This window comes from Clostridiales bacterium, from assembly GCA_018333995.1.
Taxonomy (GTDB): Bacteria; Actinomycetota; Coriobacteriia; order Anaerosomatales; family SLCP01; genus JAGXSG01.
The window spans coordinates 109,202-128,303 of sequence record JAGXSG010000007.1 but is presented as its reverse complement, the minus strand read 5'-3'; the positions used below and the strand labels follow the sequence as shown (position 1 = coordinate 128,303).

The 19,102-nt window shown below is 63.3% G+C and carries 21 protein-coding genes and 1 riboswitch; all 21 genes read right to left on the bottom strand.

Features of this window, described 5'->3' with window-relative positions:
- Positions 1-16 precede the first annotated feature (16 nt).
- On the bottom strand, positions 17-487 hold the full coding sequence (locus tag KGZ40_02080; protein ID MBS3956313.1) for a 6,7-dimethyl-8-ribityllumazine synthase: 471 nt from the start codon (positions 485-487) through the stop codon (positions 17-19).
- The gene (locus tag KGZ40_02075) at positions 484-1,719 is read right to left on the bottom strand and encodes a bifunctional 3,4-dihydroxy-2-butanone-4-phosphate synthase/GTP cyclohydrolase II (protein ID MBS3956312.1); all 1,236 of its coding nucleotides are present in this window, start codon (positions 1,717-1,719) and stop codon (positions 484-486) included. The genes KGZ40_02080 and KGZ40_02075 overlap by 4 nt, the downstream gene beginning before the upstream one ends.
- Before the next feature lie 26 nt (positions 1,720-1,745).
- Positions 1,746-2,414, bottom strand: a complete 669-nt coding sequence (locus KGZ40_02070; protein ID MBS3956311.1) for a riboflavin synthase — start codon at positions 2,412-2,414, stop codon at positions 1,746-1,748.
- Between the two features lie 5 nt (positions 2,415-2,419).
- Positions 2,420-3,553 (bottom strand): bifunctional diaminohydroxyphosphoribosylaminopyrimidine deaminase/5-amino-6-(5-phosphoribosylamino)uracil reductase RibD, encoded by a 1,134-nt coding sequence (ribD, locus tag KGZ40_02065; GenBank protein ID MBS3956310.1) that lies wholly within the window; start codon positions 3,551-3,553, stop codon positions 2,420-2,422.
- Between the two features lie 8 nt (positions 3,554-3,561).
- Positions 3,562-3,681: riboswitch (FMN riboswitch) on the bottom strand.
- 13 nt (positions 3,682-3,694) lie between these two features.
- Positions 3,695-4,369 carry a ribulose-phosphate 3-epimerase gene (locus KGZ40_02060; protein MBS3956309.1) on the bottom strand — a complete coding sequence of 225 codons (675 nt, stop codon included), beginning with the start codon at positions 4,367-4,369 and terminating at the stop codon, positions 3,695-3,697.
- Positions 4,370-4,384: 15 nt separating this feature from the next.
- The gene (locus KGZ40_02055) at positions 4,385-5,404 is read right to left on the bottom strand and encodes an NAD(P)-dependent glycerol-3-phosphate dehydrogenase (GenBank protein ID MBS3956308.1); all 1,020 of its coding nucleotides are present in this window, start codon (positions 5,402-5,404) and stop codon (positions 4,385-4,387) included.
- Positions 5,401-6,072, bottom strand: coding sequence for a glycerol-3-phosphate 1-O-acyltransferase PlsY (plsY, locus tag KGZ40_02050; protein ID MBS3956307.1), 672 nt, complete (start codon positions 6,070-6,072; stop codon positions 5,401-5,403). Before plsY ends, KGZ40_02055 begins: the two co-directional genes overlap by 4 nt.
- A gap of 16 nt (positions 6,073-6,088) precedes the next feature.
- Positions 6,089-7,399 carry a ribosome biogenesis GTPase Der gene (gene der, locus KGZ40_02045; GenBank protein ID MBS3956306.1) on the bottom strand — a complete coding sequence of 437 codons (1,311 nt, stop codon included), beginning with the start codon at positions 7,397-7,399 and terminating at the stop codon, positions 6,089-6,091.
- A 91-nt stretch (positions 7,400-7,490) separates the two neighbouring features.
- The gene (locus KGZ40_02040) at positions 7,491-8,861 is read right to left on the bottom strand and encodes a DUF512 domain-containing protein (protein ID MBS3956305.1); all 1,371 of its coding nucleotides are present in this window, start codon (positions 8,859-8,861) and stop codon (positions 7,491-7,493) included.
- 4 nt (positions 8,862-8,865) lie between these two features.
- Positions 8,866-9,699: a 4-hydroxy-3-methylbut-2-enyl diphosphate reductase gene (gene ispH / locus KGZ40_02035; GenBank protein ID MBS3956304.1), complete on the bottom strand. Its 834-nt coding sequence runs from the start codon at positions 9,697-9,699 to the stop codon at positions 8,866-8,868.
- 2 nt (positions 9,700-9,701) lie between these two features.
- Complete coding sequence (locus KGZ40_02030) at positions 9,702-10,331, bottom strand: 1-acyl-sn-glycerol-3-phosphate acyltransferase (GenBank protein ID MBS3956303.1); 630 nt, start codon at positions 10,329-10,331, stop codon at positions 9,702-9,704.
- Positions 10,328-11,002 carry a (d)CMP kinase gene (locus KGZ40_02025; protein ID MBS3956302.1) on the bottom strand — a complete coding sequence of 225 codons (675 nt, stop codon included), beginning with the start codon at positions 11,000-11,002 and terminating at the stop codon, positions 10,328-10,330. The genes KGZ40_02030 and KGZ40_02025 overlap by 4 nt, the downstream gene beginning before the upstream one ends.
- A 91-nt stretch (positions 11,003-11,093) precedes the next feature.
- On the bottom strand, positions 11,094-12,410 hold the full coding sequence (gene aroA / locus KGZ40_02020) for a 3-phosphoshikimate 1-carboxyvinyltransferase (protein ID MBS3956301.1): 1,317 nt from the start codon (positions 12,408-12,410) through the stop codon (positions 11,094-11,096).
- Positions 12,411-12,416: 6 nt separating this feature from the next.
- Positions 12,417-13,553, bottom strand: a complete 1,137-nt coding sequence (locus tag KGZ40_02015) for a prephenate dehydrogenase/arogenate dehydrogenase family protein (GenBank protein MBS3956300.1) — start codon at positions 13,551-13,553, stop codon at positions 12,417-12,419.
- 73 nt (positions 13,554-13,626) lie between these two features.
- Positions 13,627-14,727: a histidinol-phosphate transaminase gene (gene hisC / locus KGZ40_02010; protein ID MBS3956299.1), complete on the bottom strand. Its 1,101-nt coding sequence runs from the start codon at positions 14,725-14,727 to the stop codon at positions 13,627-13,629.
- A gap of 106 nt (positions 14,728-14,833) precedes the next feature.
- A complete protein-coding gene (locus KGZ40_02005; protein MBS3956298.1) occupies positions 14,834-15,424 on the bottom strand; it encodes a histidine phosphatase family protein in 591 nt (196 codons plus the stop codon).
- On the bottom strand, positions 15,421-16,272 hold the full coding sequence (locus KGZ40_02000) for an adenosylcobinamide-GDP ribazoletransferase (protein ID MBS3956297.1): 852 nt from the start codon (positions 16,270-16,272) through the stop codon (positions 15,421-15,423). Before KGZ40_02000 ends, KGZ40_02005 begins: the two co-directional genes overlap by 4 nt.
- A 7-nt stretch (positions 16,273-16,279) precedes the next feature.
- Positions 16,280-16,861 carry a bifunctional adenosylcobinamide kinase/adenosylcobinamide-phosphate guanylyltransferase gene (locus tag KGZ40_01995; GenBank protein MBS3956296.1) on the bottom strand — a complete coding sequence of 194 codons (582 nt, stop codon included), beginning with the start codon at positions 16,859-16,861 and terminating at the stop codon, positions 16,280-16,282.
- Positions 16,846-17,619 (bottom strand): rRNA pseudouridine synthase, encoded by a 774-nt coding sequence (locus KGZ40_01990; protein MBS3956295.1) that lies wholly within the window; start codon positions 17,617-17,619, stop codon positions 16,846-16,848. The genes KGZ40_01995 and KGZ40_01990 overlap by 16 nt, the downstream gene beginning before the upstream one ends.
- Positions 17,620-17,644: 25 nt before the next feature.
- Positions 17,645-18,313: an SMC-Scp complex subunit ScpB gene (gene scpB / locus KGZ40_01985; protein ID MBS3956294.1), complete on the bottom strand. Its 669-nt coding sequence runs from the start codon at positions 18,311-18,313 to the stop codon at positions 17,645-17,647.
- Positions 18,313-19,098, bottom strand: a complete 786-nt coding sequence (locus KGZ40_01980; GenBank protein MBS3956293.1) for a segregation/condensation protein A — start codon at positions 19,096-19,098, stop codon at positions 18,313-18,315. Before KGZ40_01980 ends, scpB begins: the two co-directional genes overlap by 1 nt.
- Positions 19,099-19,102 lie beyond the last annotated feature (4 nt).

The window sequence follows — 19,102 nt, the reverse complement described above, 5'->3', positions numbered from 1 at the left end:
TACGCGTTCAGTGTTCTCATTTGTTCGCGAGCGAGTCCATGAGACGCGCCATCTCGATAGCGCCGATCGCCGAGTCCCATCCCTTATTGCCCGACTTGGTGCCCGCCCGTTCGACCGCCTGCTCGATGGTGTCGGCGGTGATCACACCAAACAGCACAGGGACATCAGTGGCAAGCGAGGCCTGTGCTACTCCCTTGGCGACCTCGGCTGCTACGTAATCGAAGTGCGGGGTGCCCCCGCGTATGATCACGCCCAGCGCGATCACAGCGTCGTACCTGCCACTGGCGGCGAGGCGCTTGGCCACAAACGGCAGTTCGAAACCTCCGGGCACCCAGGCTACATCGATGTCTTCCGCATCGACGCCGTGGCGGTTGAGCGCATCTGCCGCGCCCGAGAGAAGGCGCGAGGACAGCAGCTCGTTGAAACGGCTGACCGCTATGCCAAACTTAAGACCGGTCCCGATCAGATCACCTTCGTAGACTGTCATGAACGCTCCTTTCGGCGGGGGGCGGATTCGTCCGCGAGTATGAGGGTATGCGCCATCTTCTCTCGCTTGGTGCGCAGGTAGGCGAGACTCTCGGGGCACGCGGGAACCTCGAGTGGAACCTGCTCGGTCACGGTAAGACCGTATCCTTCGAGTCCAATGATCTTGGTGGGGTTGTTTGTGAGCAGCCGCATTGACGTCAATCCTAAGTCGGCGAGAATCTGGGCGCCGATCCCATAATCCCGGAGGTCAGGAGCGAAGCCCAGTGCTTCGTTGGCCTCGACGGTATCGACTCCGCACTCTTGGAGCTCATAGGCTTTGAGCTTGTTCGCAAGCCCGATGCCGCGGCCCTCGTGGCCGACGATGTAGAGTATGACGCCACGCCCCTGGGACTGCACGCGGCGCATCGCTTCTTCGAGCTGGTCCCCGCAGTCGCACCTCAGACTGTGAAAGACATCGCCCGTCAGGCACTCGGAATGGACCCGGACGAGGACGTCTTCTGCTTTCGCGACATCTCCGACCACGAGAGCGACATGCGTCGAGCCGTCGAGCGTGGACGTATAACCGTGCGCGGTGAACTCGCCGTGCTTCGTGGGCAATCGGACTGTTGAGGTGCGCTCGACAAGACGCTCAGTACGCCTACGGTGACGGATGAGATCGGCGACGGTGATCATCAGCAAACCGTGTTCAGCCGCGAAGGCCTCAAGTTCGGGCACGCGGGCCATCGTGCCGCTTGCGTCCATGATCTCGCAGATGACACCTGCGGGATACAGACCCGAAAGCCGGGCGAGATCGACCGCCGCTTCTGTGTGACCGGCACGTTCGAGCACCCCGCCTGAGCGGGCGCGCAGCGGAAATATGTGACCGGGCATCGCGATGTCGTCCGCGGTAGTGGCAGGGTCGATGGCTACCCGGATCGTCTCTGCACGGTCCGGTGCCGAGATACCCGTCGTGATGCGGCCCTTTGCGCCGATCGAGACGTGAAAAGCGGTCTGCTGCGCCGATGTGTTGTCGCGGGTCATCGGCGGGATTCGCAGCTCGTCGAGGCGTTCACCTGTCATCGGCAGGCAGATCAGTCCCCTACCGTGGGTAGCCATGAAGTTGATCGCGTCAGCGGTGACCTTTTCGGCGGCCATGACGAGATCACCCTCGTTCTCGCGGTCGGCGTCGTCGACAACGATCACCATGCCTCCAGCGGCAATCTGGACTGCGGCCTCCTCAATAGAGGCGAACACATAGGTGTCGGCGGAGCGCACCCGGGTCACCTTCCGTCCGTAAGTTCGCGGAGCATGTCGCCGAGCCCGCGGCGGCCAGCGCGGGGCTCTTCGTCGTCGACACCGGCGTAGAGCGCCACGAAACGCTTCACGTACTTCGCGAGCATGTCCGCCTCGAGATTGACCGGCGTGCCTACCGTCTTGGCGCCAAGCGTCGTCGCCTGCTCGGTGTGAGGGATCACAGCCGCCGCGAAACCGTCTCTCCTCGTCTGCGCGACCGTCAGAGAGATGCCGTCGACCGCGATCGATCCCTTAGGCACGATGTAGTCCATAAGCTGCGGCGGCGCCGCGAACTGATAGACAGTTGAGTTGCCCGCCGGGTGTCGCATAACAAGCGATCCTATCGCGTCGATGTGGCCGGTCACGATGTGGCCGCCAAGACGATCTGACAACCTGAGTGCGCGCTCGAGGTTTACCTTGCCGCCTTGCCGCATGCCGCCCAGCGTGGTCTTTGACAGCGTCTCCTCGCTCACGTCGGCGATGAATGCGCCGCGAATGAACTTAATTACGGTAAGACACGCCCCATCGACAGCTATCGAGTCTCCAATCGACATATCCCGGCCAAACTCCGGCGCATACACCTCAAGCCGAGCGCCACCGGCGACCCGTTCGATCCGGGTGATGATTCCTTCAGATTCGACCAGACCAGTGAACATCGAGACTACCGACCTTCCTTTCCTGCGACACCCTCGCGCCGCTCCTTAGGTCTCCACACACTTACGGCATCAGTGCCTGCCACTCCGGATTCAACCGCGTACATAGGACGCGTGAGTCTAGAGGCCACATTCCCTACGTCTCCGAGATACATACCCGGAGCCGATACGCCTGCCATGCCGCCGGCGTGCACGATAACGAGCTCGTCAATCAAGTCCCCGTCCCACAAGGCAGTGAGCAATCTGGGGCCAGCCTCGACCAGCAAACGATCGACACCGCAGTGAGCTATCGCCTTCAAAGCGCCAGAGACACCCTCGGAGGGCAGGTATTCCAGCAGTCTGACCGTTTCGGGAGGCCCAGACACAGCGGTCCGAGCATGACACGCGAGCGCAACGGGACCGCGAGCGTCATCAAACAGCGGCACCATCGCTGGCACGTGATCGCGCGCGAGTACGATCCGCAGTGGCTGGTGCGGCGCGTCGATTCCGTCAGAGTCGCGCACCGTGAGCGTGGGCTTGTCGATCTCGGCGGTCCGCGCCCCTACGAGCACGGCGTCGGCCGCAGCGCGCAGCCGCATCGTCACCGCCAGCCCTCCGGGTCCTGTGATCTCGCTACGAATGCCATCCGCAAGCGTGAGGGCGCCGTCGAGAGATGAGGCGACCTTCACCTGGACCCATGGCAATCCCGACGCGACACGGGTGAGCCATGGGTCATTGAGCGTTTCGAATGGAGCCGGATCATCGGCGAACGTGACCTCAACACCTGCCTCAGCGAGACGTCGCGCTCCTCCCTGAGCAAGAGGTGTGGGGTCTGGCATCCCGATGAAAACGCGAGCCACGCGTGCGGCGATGAGCGCGTCTGCGCATGGTGGCGTGCGACCGTGGTGTGCGCATGGTTCGAGGGTGACGTATGCGTCCGCGCCATGCGCCATGCGGCCAGCTGATCTCAGAGCCGCGATCTCGGCATGCGGGCCGCCTTCGCTCTCGTGGTATCCCTCCCCGATGACGACGCCATCGCGTACCAAGACGCAACCCACCATCGGATTGGGAGCGGTCCTGCCGCGTCCCCGCTCGGCGAGCTGGTACGCTCGGCGAAGGTGCGGGTCAGCAACGGTCGACGACACGTCAGAAAACAGGCGCATACGCGCGTTCCTTCCTTCTCCCATCCAGACTGTTACTGTCGGCCCCGGAATTCAACCGGGTCGACCCCTTTCGGGGTTCGCGGGCTCTGACCGCCGGTGGGGACTTTCACCCCGCCCTGAAGAAAGTGCGTGCAGATTGTACTACACGATCGCCGATTCCGCCGCGTGCCGGATCTCGCGGAGAGCGCGCGCCGGATCATCGGCACAGAATACCGCGCTTCCGGACACCAGCACGCGCGCCCCCTCTGCCACGACGAGGGGCGCCGTTGCCAGGTCGATGCCTCCATCGACCTGGATAAGCGGAAAAACGCCTTCTTCGGCGCACATGTTCGCAAGCATGCGAACGCGTCGCGTCGTTCGCGGGATGAATGACTGTCCGCCAAAACCAGGGTTCACGCTCATGAGAAGCACCATGTCAACGTCGGCGATCACGTCGCGAATGTGCTCGATTGGAGTTGCGGGGTTAAGACTTACCGCCGGGTGCGCGCCAGACGCGCGGATGTGGCTCACGATCCTGTGGAGGTGCTCGCACGCCTCGACGTGCACGGTGATCCAGTCAGCGCCTGCTTCAAGATACTGATCGACGCTTACCTCGGCGTTGGAGATCATGAGGTGGACGTCGAGCGGGACGGTGGCGACGCGTTTGAGCGCCTTGACGACCGGCGGCCCGATGGTGAGGTTGGGTACGTAGTGCCCGTCCATCACGTCGACGTGAATGAAGTCCGCGCCAGCCTCTTGCACGAGGCGTACCGCCGCTCCAAGGTCGGTGAAGTCCGCCGAGAGGATCGACGGCGCCATCATGACACGTTCCGGCATGCGTGCCTCTCCTCCTCAGATGTCGATCAGGTCCATACCATGGAGCTCATCGGTCGCGTCGCGACCCATCAGCGCCGCGGCGGCGGATGCCAGGGGGGCTCCGTCGTGAACGATCGCGCGGACCTGGTGCGTGATCGGCATATCGACGCCATGCCGCACGCCGAGCTCGTCGACGGTAGCTGAGCTCACCGCACCCTCCGCGACCATATGCGTCTCGCGTTCGAACTGGGCCACCGTTCCTCCCCGCGCGATCCGCTCGCCGAGCGCCCGGTTGCGGCTGTGACGCGACGTGCACGTCGCGATGAGGTCACCCATCCCGGCCAGACCCATGTACGTGAGCGGATTGGCGCCAGCCGCCTTGCCCAGCCGACTCATCTCGGCAAGTCCTCTTGTCATGAGTGTGGCCTTGGTGTTGTCGCCAAAACCGAGGCCGTCAGACATGCCAGCCGCAACCGCGATAACGTTCTTGGACGCGCCAGCAAGCTCCACCCCCACGACGTCAAGGTTCGTGTACGCCCGAAACGATGACGTCATGAACGCCGAGCGCAAAGCGACACCGATCTTTTGATCGTACGCGGCGATGACAGTGGCAGAGGGTATCCCGACCGATACCTCCTCGGCATGGTTGGGTCCTGAGAGCACCGCAAACATCTCGCGGTGCCCGAGAACATCGGTGAGCACCTCAGTCATGCGATACAGCGAGCCGCGCTCGAGTCCCTTCGCGAGCGAGACCACCGGCGTGGACGTGTCCCAGTAGGGGCGAATCGACTCGGCGGCTTCACGGATGGACTTGGACGGCGTCGCTAACACGACCATCTCGGCATCTCGCAACGCCTGCTGGACATCGGTGGTCGCCCACACTTCCGGCGGGAGGACGACACCCGTAAGGTAGCGCGGGTTGCGGCGCACGGCGTTGAGCGCGTCGGCGACCTCAGCCGATCGAGCCCACAGTGCGGTTGATATACCCTTGCCGCCGAGGACAGATGCGATGGCCGTCCCCCACGAACCTGCGCCGATCACAGCCGCATGCTTCACTCCGCTTTCCCCTCCCGCTCCCGTACGGTCGCGACACCCTTCCCAACGCTGATTCTATCCTCTTGACCGCGAATGATGCGGCCGATGTTGGACCGGTGACGCCAGACCACAAGTGCGGCCGTTACGAGCGACAACACGATGAGCGCGGGCCGGTCACCGTAGAGGAGCACAACGAGTACCGGAAACTGGAGTGCGATGATGACGGAACCGAGACTCACAAGACGCGTGAGGTAGACGACAAGAACGAAAGACACGAATAAGACAGGCCACGCGAGCGGAGTGACGACAAGCAGCGCACCGGCGGCCGTGGCAACACCTTTACCACCAGTAAAACGCACGTACGGCGAGTACGAGTGTCCGAGCACCGCCGCAAGCATCGTGCCTAAGAGGACCCAGTCGTAAGCCGAGGGCGAGACATAGGCCGCATGGAAGAGTATCCCGAGTCCTACAGCCGCCGCTCCCTTCGCGATGTCGAGGGCGAACGTGGCAAGAGCCGCTCTCGCACCAAGGACTCGAAGCACGTTGGTGGCGCCTAAGTTTCCCGAACCGTGCTCGCGAACGTCTACGCCGTAGTAGCGTTTTCCAATGATGAGCGCGAACGGTATCGCGCCGATGAAGTACGCGGTAACCGCCCCGGCCGCGATCCGGATCGCGCCCTCATCAATCATTTCGTGTCCCTGCCCATCAGGTGTCCTTCGACTTAAACTTGAGCATGATAGGTGTGCCGGTTAAGTCGAACGCATCCCTAAGACGATTTTCCACGTAGCGTCTGAACGAGTCGTCGGCAAGCGAAGGGTGATTGGCAAAGAGCGTGAAGCCCGGTGGCTTCGTGCGTGTTTGTGTCATGTAGTTGATGCGGAGTGTTCGCGGCCCTTTGGTCACCGTGTGGCCGAACTCTCGCATCTCAGTGAGAACCCTGTTTAGGGCGCTCGTCGAGATTTCACGAGTGTACCCCTCCCACGCGGTGTCGATCGCCTGGAAGACCTTGTTGGCGCGCAAACCTGTGAGCGCGCTCACCCGCACGACGGGCGCGTAACTCACGAAGCCGAGCCGGTCAGTGAGCTGGTATTCAATCTCATCGCGCCACTCCTGACCGTCGACGATATCCCACTTGTTGAAAACGATGATCAGTCCGCAACCTCGCTCGGCTGCAAAGCGGGCGACTCGCTGGTCCTGATCGGTTATGCCCTCGGTGGCGTCGACCACGAGCAGCGCCACATCGGCCCGGTCTATCGCGCGCATCGCGCGAACAAAGCCGTAGTACTCGACGTCTTGGTCTATGCGTGCCTTACGCCGGATACCCGCGGTGTCAACAAAACGGTACGCCGTGCCGCCGCGGTCGACCAGCACGTCGAGCGTGTCTCGTGTGGTGCCTGCGGTCTCGCTCACGATCGCACGGTCTACTCCGGTCAGACGGTTGAGCAGCGAGGACTTGCCAGCGTTAGGCTTGCCTATGATCGCCACATCGATCGCGCCGCTCTCTTGATGCGGCTCAGTGTCAGGCAGAAGGGCCACCACGGCGTCTAGCAGATCACCCGTGCCGTGACCGTGAGTCGCCGAGACGGGCCACGGCTGCCCCAATCCGAGCGACCAGAACTCGTGAATCTCATCGTCACGGTTGGGGGTGTCCATCTTGTTCACCACGAGGAAGACGGGAGGTCTGGCGCGCTTGAGGAGCCGTGCGACCTCCTCGTCACCTGGAGTGACGCCAGTGGTGCCGTCGACGAGCGCGATAATGATGTCCGCCTCCCGGGTCGCGACCAACGCCTGGGCCTTGATCGACTCGGCAAACGGGTCGTTCGTGCCGGTCTCGATGCCCCCGGTGTCGATGAGCATGAACTCCCGGCCGTTCCAGTCGCCCCGGTGATAGGAGCGATCCCGGGTCACGCCGCGAGCCTCGTGGACTATTGCGTCCCCGGTCTGCGATATGCGATTGACGAGGGTCGACTTCCCAACGTTGGGTCGGCCGACGACAGCTACAATTGGCAGGGCCACGTGTTCACCAGGATTCTGGTCAAAGGGTGTGCGGTCTGGCTCGCGTCAAGTACGATCCGCGGCATTACACGATACCACGCACCCTGCGCCATCAGCACGCCGCCCGCCGCAACGCGCCGAGCAACCCTGCGGGCCGGGGATCGACGAATGCCACGTCCGTCCCATTCGTCGCGGCACGGATATCCTCAACGGTCATGTCATCGAGGGTCACGCCGTCTGCGTTAAGCATCACATCAGGGGCCACGTAGGCCGTTTGGCCGCACATCGCGTCTGCGGCGATGGCAGTAACGATGTCGGTTCCGGTAAGCAGCCCGGCGACGGTAACGTTGCCCCCGAACAGGCGATTTGGAGTGGCCAGCAAGCGCACCTTGCCAACACCGCCAACAGCTTCCAGCGCACCAGCGAGTGTGGAGGCGGCGAGCTCACCTGTCACGAGCGTCACCGACTCAGTCTCTGGCATGGCAAGGAGCGCCGACGTGAACTCCGCCTTAAGCTCGATCATCTCCTCGACAAACGCCGGAACGATGCCGATGCCGTTTTCGTACTGCGGGAAACTGTCGTACCACTCGGTACTTGGGAAGGGTGCACAGGCGTTGAGGTAGAACTCGTCAGCGAGGTATACCCACGTCACCCCGTCTTGCTGGCGCATCGCCAACTGCCAGGGCTGCACACGCTCGATCATACCGGACGCGGCGGCACGGTCTTCATACGAAGCCGAGTATCGCTCTTGGTGCGCCGTATAGCCGAGCGGGACGACACCCACCGAACGCACGCCTTCCCGCGCGGCGAGCCACGACAGTGTCGTGTCGAGCTCGTCTTGGTCGTTTACGCCTGGGACCGCAACGATCTGCACGTGGGTCTCAATACCTGCCTCCACGAGCGTATCGAACACCTCAAGGGCGCGGTCGGTCCCGCGAGCGCACACCAAACGTTCGCGAATGCGTGGAGTCACCGCGTGCAGCGAAACGTACAGCGGCGAGAGACGCCGCTGTACGATGCGTCGCACATCCGTGTCGTCCAGATTGGTCAAGGTGACGAAGTTTCCCTGAAGAAACGAGAGCCGGTAGTCGTCATCGCGCACGTAGAGCGCGCGCCGTAACCCCGGGGGCAGTTGCGACATGAAGCAGAATGCGCAGCTGTTGACGCAGGTGCGCACGCCGTCAAAGACCACCTCGGCAAACTCGATTCCCCACGCCTCTCCCGGCGCGCGAGTAAGTTCGAGACCGGTGCGCCCGTATGAATCACCTGCGGAATCGGGGCGCAGTAGCAGTAGTGAGACCGCCGGACCGTCCGTATGCCACAGCCAGTCGACAAGATCCCGAAGCAGGTGCCCGTTCGCACGATCGATGATGTCGCCGACACGTACCCCCGCGCGCGCCGCGGGAGAGCCGCGATCAACCGCGGCTACGAGTGCGCCCTGAGCGCACGCCGCGCCCATGCCGTATCGACGGCGGCCGTCCACTACGCTATCCAAGTGACTCGATGGCCGCTATCACGCCACGCATCTGCTCGCCCGGGGTCGAAGCGCCGGCCGTCACGCCAACGACGTTAGCGCCTGCAAACCAGGCGGGATCGAGCTCCTCGGCGGTCTCCACATGGTAAGTGCGCGGGTTGACCGCTGCGGATATCTCGGCGAGGCGACTCGTGTTGCCCGAGTTGTGACCGCCGACAACGACCATGACGTCGACTTCTCGAGCAAGCGTGTCGGCGGCGCTCTGGCGTTGCGTCGTGGCCGAGCAGATCGTGTTAAAGACGCGCAACTCCGAAACGCGTGGCAAGAGCGCCTCTATCACTGCCGAAAGACGCGCGGGCGGCTGTGTGGTCTGGACGACGACTCCCACTCTCCCGCGACGCATCCGTTCAGGCACCTCAGAAGGTTCCTGGACGGTGATCGCGCCGCCGCCCGCATGTGCGCGAATCCCTGCTACCTCGGGGTGGTCTGACTCACCTACGATCACGACGATGTACCCTTCGTCGTGCAAAAGCCGAGCCGCGTCGTGCGCCTTGCTGACGAACGGACACGTCGCATCGATCACGTTCAGCCCGCGCGCCTTGGCTGCGGCTATCACCGTGGGCTCGACTCCGTGCGAGCGGATGACGAGGGTTCCGTCATCGACGTCGTCAAGTTCTCGTACAACCTGAACGCCGCGCGCCTCTAGTGCGGCAACGGCCTGAGGGTTGTGTATGAGCGGGCCGAGGGTCAGTACGCGCGCGTGGCCCTCGGCGGCTTCTTGCGCAAGTCGCAACGCGCGCTCGACGCCGTAGCATACGCCCGCGTGCCGAGCCACCTTGACGTGCATCGCTATCGCTCCCTCGCCTGTGAACGCGCCGTGGCGATCGACTCCATGATAGCGGCAGTCATCGCGGATACGCGCTCCTTTCGTCCACCGGTGGCGAATGCGGCCGGATGGATGGGGGGACCGTACACGAACGTGACTCGCGGAAACCGGGGAAGCCGAGTCCCAGGCGGCATTGCCGCTTCCGTGCCTGCGATCCCTACAGGGATAACCGGCACATCTGCTCGCATCGCGATGAAGGCTACCCCCTCGTTGGCTTCTCCAAAAGAATCGTCCGCAACACGGTGCCGAGTCCCTTCAGGAAAGATGCCGACGAGTTTGCCCTCTTGAAGCAGGGTAGTGGCGTTGGAAATCGCGCTCCTGTCAGGTTCTCCGCGACGTACGGGTATCGCCCATAGCCGCGGAAGCACCCATCCCACTACTGGCACGGTCCACAGATCGGCCTTTGCCATGAAGTGGATCGGACGAGTGGCCCCACACCACAACAACACCGGGTCGAGGTAGGAAACGTGGTTGCCAGCGATGAGGGCGCCGGTCGCGGGCACGTGATGGGCGCCGATGAAACGGGTGCGGTAGATCGCAAGGACGAGCCTGGCGACAGATGCCCTGAGTATGCGCGCCATAAGCCACTTCATCGGTGTCGCTCCTCCACAAGGGAGGCGATCTTTGCGACGACTTGGGCAACCGATAGCCCGGTCGTATCGAGTTCAACGGCGTCAGCGGCGATCAAGAGCGGAGACGCGTCGCGAGTAGAGTCCGCCTCATCGCGGTTCGCGATGCCCGCGAGCACATCAGCGTTTTCTACGGCATGACCCCGGCCGGTCATCTCGGCGTGACGTCTTCTCGCTCGCTCTTGGGGAGAAGCGGTGAGGAAGACCTTAACAGCGGCGTGCGGGAAGACGACCGTGCCGACGTCGCGGCCCTCGGCGACCAACACCGGCTCGGCTGAAGCGATCTGTCTTTGACGGCTGACGAGTATGGCGCGAACGCCCGGCGTCTTTGCGACCGCGCTCACGGCGGCATCAACTTCTGGCGTGCGAATCGCGGATGTCACGTCTACGCCGTCAAGAAGCACCGCTGTCGGCAACGGGGAGCCGCCGGTGTGCTCGAAGGTGATAGTGAGTGCAGCGGACAAACGGGTGAGGGCCTCCGTGTCATCGAGGGATATCCCACTCTGGAGAGCGGCAAGGGCGACCGCCCGGTACATAGCTCCGGTATCGAGGTAGTGCGCGCCGATGGCCGTGGCGAGCATTTTGGCGACGGTCGATTTGCCCGAAGCAGCCGGGCCGTCGATCGCGACGATCATCGTGGTCCTGTCCGTCCAAAGGTGGGAAGGCCGCCGAATCATACCACGCCAGGGCGCGTGTTCTCTTGGCGTTCCCATACGCCGTCCTCTCCTACCGGTCCAGCCCCCTAAGTGCCGCGATGTCCCGCGCAAATCCTGGGTATGACACCTCAACGGCGTCGAAACGGATCACTTCAACGGGTTGCTCGGCCGCAATTCCCGCAAGCGCCCACACCATCGCGAGCCGGTGATCACCCATGCTGTCGAGCACGACCCCGCCCTTGAGTCGCGCTGGACCCCGCACGTATAGCGTGTCTTTCTCGGCGCGGGCGTCGACTCCAAGAATGCGAAGGCCATCAACAATGGCGGCAAGCCTGTCGGATTCCTTGACTCGCAACTCACCTACGCCGAGAAAGACGGTCTCGCCCTCGGCGGCGGACGCAAGGAGCGCGAGCACGGGGATCTCGTCGACGAGCGAAGGAACCTCCTCGGCGGTAACGATCGTGGGCATCAGGTGCGGCGAGTGGCGAACCGTGATGGAACCGGCGGGCTCTCCTCCGTACTCAGCGTCAGGAACCGTTGTGATCGATGCGCCCATGCGCCGCATCACCTCTATGAAGCCTGTACGGGTTGGGTTCAGGGCGACGTCATCGATGCGGACCTCGCTTCCCGGGACGAGTGCGGCGGCCACAGCTATGAACGCCGCCGAAGAGGGGTCTCCAGGGACGCGAACACAAGCGGCCGACGGTGTCACCGGACCGTCGACCCACGAGGAGTTGCTGTCCCAGTCGCTTCCCACCGTCACACCGAACGCGGGAAGCAGGCGTTCTGTGTGATCTCGCGACCGCGCAGGTTCGCGGACAACTGTGCGTCCGTTAGCACGAATACCGGCGAGCAGTATCGCTGTCTTGACCTGAGCGCTCGCGACGGGAGATTCGTACACGAGCGGTTCGAGCGTTCCACCACGGATTGTAACGGGAAGGTGTCCCCCGGTGGCTACGCACGTCGCGCCCATCAGGGCAAGCGGCCACGTGACCCTGCTCATCGGACGCCGGGAGAGCGACTCGTCGCCTATGAGCGTGACCTCGACATCCCACCCAGCCATCACGCCGAGCAACAGGCGCGCCGTAGTGCCGCTGTTCCCGCAGTCGATCGGACCTGAGGGTCGCGCGGGACCCGTTGCCCCCCATCCGGTGACCGACGCCTCAATCGAGCCATCTTGGGCCACGTGATCCTCTACGCGCGCTCCGAGCATCTGGCAGGCGTCTATGGTCGACCGGACGTCCGCACTGTCAAGAAGACCGCACAGAACCGACGTCCCTTCTGCCATTGCCGAAAAGAGCACCGCCCGGTGAGAGAGGGACTTATCACCAGGGACGCGAAGCACGCCTGAAAGCCCCTTGTCACTGGCGAAACGTGAAAAACGCATGAACCCTCACCCCTCCTTGCGGATGTCGATGGCGCCCACCCGGGGCGAGTAGCCGATCTCGACAAGTTCGGCAACGAAGGCGTCGATGTCACCCTCATCGGTCAGAACGAGGAGAAGATCCGCGCTCGCCTCCGAGCGATGATCGATCTCGATGCCCTCGATGTTGCAGCCGTGTCTGCCTGCGGCCATGGTCACCTCGGCCACTACACCTGGCCTGTCGAGCACCGGAACGGCCACCTCGGTAAGTTGCGCGGTAGCCGGAACCCACTGGGCCGGAAGCGAACGGCGGATGTCGGCAGCCTCGGCAAGCCACGCCCGCGTGGCCTCGACGTCTCCAGCTTGGAGCGCTGTTGTGAATCGCTCGAGTTGATCGCAAAACTCCCCGATCCCTGAGATGACCGCGGGAGCGTTGTCAAGACAGATGCCCGTCCACAACTCGGGACTGCCCGCCGCTACTCGAGTGGTGTCCTTGAAGCCGCCAGCCGCGAGGCGAAGGGTGTCGGATCGCCCAATCGCGTGGTGCGCGACGAGGTTTACGAGCGCCGAGGCGGCGACGTGCGGGACGTGGCTGACTATAGCGACAACGTCGTCGTGCGCGTGCGCGTCGACCGACACGACACGACAGCCAAACTGGGAGACAAGCGCGTGCACACCGCGGAATGCGGCCATGTCGGTACGCTCCGTGGGCGTCAGCACGTAGTACGCGCCTTCAAACAGGTTCGGGTCGGACGCCTCGACGCCACTACGCTCTGAACCTGCCATGGGGTGTCCACCGACAAACGATGCGCCCGATCTCAGGTAACGCTCGGCGGCATCCACGATCCCCTTCTTTGTCGATGCGACATCGGTCACGACCCCGCGGTATCCCATAGAACCGAGCCGAAGCAGCCACTCCTCTGCGCGCGCAGCGGGTGTCGCGAGCACGACAAGGTCGACCCCTTCCTCTCCGAGCCACGCTTGCGTGCCCAAACCATCCGGAAGGGACGCGGTGTCGATGACGCCGTGGTCACACGCCCACGAGAGGGCTCTCTTGTCGATGTCAATCCCCACAACTGTGGGCGGGTTATCCAAACGTTTGGCCGCGGCCGCGAACGAGCCCCCGATGAGCCCTACACCTATCACCGCTATCGAACGAAAACGCACGATCCCACCTCCCGGCACGTGATTAACGCGACTGCTTCGGTCAGCCTCCAGCATCGGCGAGATCCGAGTGTCGCTACCAGCCGCCCATAGTGTCGATGGCCGCTTGAAAGGCGGCTACCGTCGTGGCGGTGTCTTCGGGGGTACCAACCCCCACCCGCAACGCGGGCGCGGTCCCGAAGTCTCGAACGATGACCCCTTCGCAAAGGAGCGCATCGAACGCTTCGACCGGCCGGTCCGTATGCACATAGATGAAGTTTGTCTGGGACGGGACATACGGTATGCCGAGACGGTCGAAGCATGAATAGAGGTACGTCTTCTGCTCCTGATTCTCCTCTTTGCGGCGGATGACCTCGGCCTCATCGGCGAGCGAGTAAAACGCGGCGACTTGTGCCACGGTGTTGACGTTGAACGGTTCACGGAGCTTGTGTATCGCCGAGGCGAGCGGCGCGGGAACGACACCGTATCCGATACGAGCGCCCGCGAGAGAGTAGATCTTCGAGAACGTCCGCAACACCGCGATCGGGCGTTTCCCGTCGAAGTAGGCTAGGCCGTCAGGGTATTCGGGATCATCAACGAACTCAAAGTACGCCTCGTCGACAATGAGCATCACATGCGCGGGGAGACGAGTCAAAAACGCCTCAAACGACTGGCGATCATAGATCGTACCGGTGGGATTGTTGGGATTGCACAAGAACACGATGCGGGTGCGTTCGGTGATCGCGGCGGCCATCGCCTCAAGGTCATGAACCTCACCGTGAGCAAGTGGCACCTTGACTGCCGTGCCGCCGAACATCTGAGTCACCATCGGGTAGACGACAAAACTCGGCCACGCGAAAACAACCTCGTCACCTGGGCGGATGAACGCCTGGGCGATGAGACGGATGAGCTCGTTGGAACCGCTGCCAACAACGAGGTTCTCATCGGCGACAGTGAGGCGGGCGCACAGCTCACGGCGTAAAGCGCGCGCCGCGCCATCTGGATAGCGGTTGAGACGAGGCAGCACGGCCTCCATCGCTCTAATCGCCGAGGGAAACGGTCCGCACGGGTGCTCGTTGCTCGAAAGTTTGAGGATCCTGTCTTTGCCGGAGCGCTCGCGAACTTCGCTCACCCGCAAGCCAGGTGCGTACGGCACCATCGGTTCGAGCTCTGCGCGTATCGCCGTCTCCCAGTCCATGCGCTCCCCTGCGTTGCGGCGCACCCGCCTACCGTGGACTAGGATTGTGGCAGGTGCGCGAACGTGCGACAAGGCCGCGCCAGCCGCGAGATGTACGCCGCCAGGGTTACCCGATCGTGCGGAACTCCTCGACCATTCCGTGCCCGTCAAGCACGCGGATCTCGGCCACCGATCCGTTTTGTATGTGAAACGACCAGATCGCTTGGCGTGGCAGTCCAAGGAGGTGGGCTATGGCGGAACGAAACACCCCGCCGTGCGTGACGATGGCCACGCGATCGAACGCGTGAGGGACCGCATCGAGCGTTCTGGCGACGCGGTCGTATATCTCGTTGCGAGACTCTCCGCCAATGGCCACCGGCGCGTCCGGCGACGCAAAGTCAAACTGCACACCCCGCTCGGACGTCTCAGCGTACGTGAGTCCCTCGGCAAGCCCGAAGTCAAGCTCGGTGAAGCGCACATCGACGATCGGATCGACTCCGAGGCGTACGGAGGCCTGCTCGGCGACCACACGGGCGCGTCTGAGGGGACTTGTGTACAGCGCGGCAGGCCGGAACGAGACGATGTGTTCGGCGAGCAGGGTCGCCTGAATGTTCCCGCGCTCGGTAAACGGCGTGTTACCTCGGCCGACGTATCTGCCTTCCACGTTCGCGACTGTTTCGGGATGCCTGACCAGCAGGAATCGGACATCGGTACTCACGTCACCACCACCATCGTCGCTGCCAGCAAGATGAGCGCCTCTGTAACGAGTATGCTCGCGCCCATGACGTCGCCTGTCACTCCCCCGGCTCGTGTGGCAAGCACGTGTCCCACAGAAGCGGCCACAAGCACGCCAAAGAGTAACCAGCCGAGTCCGGTAGCTCCGCCGTAGTGGAGAAGTACGACACCGCAGGCGAAAAGGACACTCACCGTCCCGGCAACGCCGGCAACACGGGGACGACCGATCACGGACGAACCGAGCCCACCCGGTCGCGCAGGAACGCCGAACCAGCATGCGAACGTGGCGGAGAGGCGTCCAATAACGGGGACGATTGCCACGAAGGCGAGCTTCAGCTCGAGCGCCAAGTTCCCGGAAGCGAGAATGGTGGCGATAGCCGCGCTCTGAGCTAAGGCGACAAGAACAATCGAAACGGCGCCAAACGCGCCGATCGCGCTGTCCTTCATTATCTCGAGCCGTTCTTCGGTTGTCTCTCCTCCACCGATCCCATCCGCGGTGTCCGCGAGACCATCCCAGTGCAAGAACCTTGTGGCGAGCGCCCACGCGCCGAGGATACACGCGGCAAGCGGCCATGCGAGCGAAACGGCCACATCACCGCGCGCTTCCGCATGCACCGCCGCATTCGCGAGCACCTCCGCCAAAAGCACGATCACGCCAGCCATCACGCCGAGCAACGCTCCGGCAAGAGGGAACCACCCTGCGACATCGGGTCGCGACTCAGGTTGGAGGCGCGTGCGAAGGGGCGCGACGGTGAGCAACGTGAGCGCTAACGCTGCATCGCGAAATGGACGTGACGGCGGCGAAACTTTAGCTGCCTTCGTTTCGTTCACAAGGCGCTCACTCACTTGGCCACGAAAGCTCGCACGGCGCGGCGGTAAGATCGATCAACCTGCCGGCCACCGCGAGGTAGGCGGCATCGGCAACCCGTACGAGCGTCACACCGGCTCGGCCAAGGCAATCTCGAAACACCCGTCCGCTCGCATAGGCGGGAACCACCCCCGAGCCAACTTCGTTGGTGACAACGATCGTGTCTCCCGCTCGGCACACGACCCAAGATATCGTCTCATTGAGCGCCGCGTCGAACGCTGCTTCGAACCCGGCGGGGTCATCGTCGAGGGCTACGGGCAACTCATCCATGAGCCGTGCGGCGAGCGTACCGAGGCAGTCGATAACGAGAAGGGCGTCTGTGGGAATCTCACCGCGCCAGGTTGTCGCGTCACCCGCCTCGATGACGGCGAACTCAGGGGGCCGCAAAGCGCGATGGTGTGCAATCCGCGCGGCCATCTCCTGGTCAGAGTCCCCATCCGCGAACACGACAGTCACCACACGATCTCCCGCCGCCTGACGGGACTCCGCGAGGCGCTGGGCAGCAGCGGATTTGCCGCTACGCGCTCCTCCCGTGATCACGACGAGGGCCACACGTCACCGCCCTTCACGGTCTGGCCTGCGACGCCGTCGTGTGCTGAACTCTTCAGAAGCACGACTTCATCGGCCGTGAGAACCCGATAGGACCCAACGGCAAGATCACCAAGATGAAGCGGCCCAAACGAGATTCTCTTAAGCGAGAGAACCGTGTGGCCGATCGCCTCGAACATGCGGCGCACCTGACGGTTGCGTCCCTCCCGGATGGCGATCTCGACACACGATTGCGTACATGCGATGTCGATCGCGCGAACGCGAGCGGGCGCGGTGGGGCCGTCGTCAAGTTCGACTCCTTGACGTAGTCGCGCCAGCGCCTCCTCATCAGGAGCGCCCTGGACGCTCGCTAGATAGATCTTCTCGACGTGATAGCGCGGATGCATCAGCCAGTGCGCGAGATCGCCGTCGGTCGTGAAGAACAACAGGCCAGTCGTGTCCCGGTCAAGCCTGCCCACCGGGAAAAGGCCCGCCGGCTCGCGCGGCACGAGTCCGGCCACGGACGGACGCCCCTGCGGATCGTCCATTGTCGTGATGACACCCGCGGGCTTGTTTAACATGACGTATGTCGGCTCGGCCTCAAGCGAGACGGTTTTGCCATCGAGGGCCACGATGTCGGTAAGCGGATCGACCTTTGCGCCGAGCTGGGTCACTACCACACCGTTTACCGTGACGCGTCCGGCGGTCATGAGGTCCTCGCTCCCCCGCCGCGACGCGACACCGGCGCGCGCGAGAAATCGCTGAAGGCGCATCGGGACGATCCGCTCGGCCAAAGGGACACGCCTCCTAGTCGATTCTCATTACGTCGTCATCTTGCTCACTTGGAGACGAAAACTCTACATCTTCGGTCCCGGGTTCGTCCTCCTCCGTCACCGGCGCACCAAAGGTGGGAGTCCCAAGTCGTTCCCGTATCCGCTCTTCGACTCGGGGGTCGGGGGCGAAATCCTCAAGGGGAGGGAGGGCCGAGAGATCCTTCAAACCGAACTTCTCTAGGAAGGTTCGTGTCGTGCCAAAGAGGATCGCGTTGCCCGCGTCTGGATTGCGTCCCATCTCACGCACGAGACCCTTCTCGATCAACGACGAGATCACCGCCTCGCTGTTGACGCCGCGTACAGCGTTCACTCCAGCGCGAGTGACCGGTTGGTGGTACGCGATGACCGCGAGGGCCTCGAGCGCCGCTTGCGACAGGCGGCGGGTGTCCCACGACAAGACGTAGCGCTCGATATGATCGTGGTACGCGGGGTGCGTGTAGAGACGCCATCCTCCCGCGACTTCGCGTAGCTGAAATCCACGTTCTTCGGCCCGGTACTCTTCGGCGATCGCCGCAAGCGTCGAGGAGACGACCGCGTGCGGCACTTCGAGGATCTGAGCTATCGTGGCAGTTGAGACGGGTTCATCCGAGACGAAGAGCAACGCTTCGACCGCGCCCCTAACAACGGGATCGAGCGATTCCATCATGGCACCTCCGGGGTCCGTGCGTGCGGCGGTGACGAAGCGACCACGCCGTCTAAGCATGCGATGACAAGGATGTCGTCGAACAAGCGGTCCTGACGCAGGTCCACCCGTCCGCGCTTGTAGAGCTCGAGAATCGCCAGCAGGGTTACGACGATGGTCTCGGGTGTAGCTCCCTCACCGAGCAGCTCGGTGAAACGGGCCGAGCCCCTCGATGCGAGGGTGCGCGAAACGCTCTCCGTGTGCAGCTCGAGGCTAATGGGAGCGGCCGCGACGTGCTCCGCGTGCAGGAGGAACACTTCGCGCTTGTAGATCAGGTCCGCACAGATGACCGCGAACCCGCGAAGCGTAAAGCCGTCGAGGAAGTCCGGCATCAATCCGAGGAATCGATCTTCGAGACCAGCCTGACGCGGGTGCGTGCGACCCTCCGCTTCCATACGGGCGGCAAGCTCGGCGGCGACACTCTTGAACTGCCTGTATGCGAGCAGACGCGCTACAAGCAGTTCGCGGGCTTCCTCAGGTGAGAGGTCATCGATCTCGTCACCCGCGTAGTGTTCCTCGGCGGGGAGCAAAGCGGCCGCCTTGATCTCAAGAAGCGTCGCGGCGATGAGGAGGAAGTCGCTCGCCACATCGAGGTCGAGATCACGGAAGCGCTCCACGTACTCGAGGTACTGACCGGTAACTTCAGTGATCGAGATTGTCCGCACATCGACCTTGTGACGGCTTACGAGGTGCAGTAGCAGGTCAAACGGCCCCTCAAACGCATCAGTCTTGACCCGGTAGCCCACGAGA